At 43.9% G+C, this 360-nt stretch carries 1 protein-coding gene; it reads left to right on the forward strand.

Going from position 1 to position 360, the window contains the following annotated elements; all coding sequences use genetic code 11:
* Positions 1–360: type I restriction enzyme subunit R domain-containing protein (locus DLK05_RS17345; RefSeq protein WP_438830197.1), on the forward strand; the 360-nt coding region annotated here is incomplete at both ends.

Below are 360 nucleotides of genomic sequence, written 5' to 3' on the forward strand. Positions count from 1 at the left end.
CAAGACGCAATCGGTGACATTGCTGACGAAGGCTTTGAGCCTACCGCTATGAATAGCAGTGCCAAAGAGTTTTTGAGCCGTGCTATTAATGATTACAACGAGATGTTTAAGACCAATTACGGCGTAGACAGTAAGTCTTTTCAAAACTACTACCGTGATCTTGCAGGACGCGTTATTAAGCAGGATGTGGATTTACTGATTGTTGTCGGTATGTTCCTCACAGGTTTTGATGCGCCGACCTTAAACACGCTCTATGTTGATAAAAACCTTCGCTATCACGGTCTGATGCAAGCGTTCTCAAGGACTAACCGCATTTATGATGCCACTAAGACTTTTGGTAACATCGTGACGTTTCGTGAC

This window comes from Ancylomarina longa, from assembly GCF_003996985.1.
In the GTDB taxonomy this organism is placed as follows: Bacteria; Bacteroidota; Bacteroidia; order Bacteroidales; family Marinifilaceae; genus Ancylomarina_A; species Ancylomarina_A longa.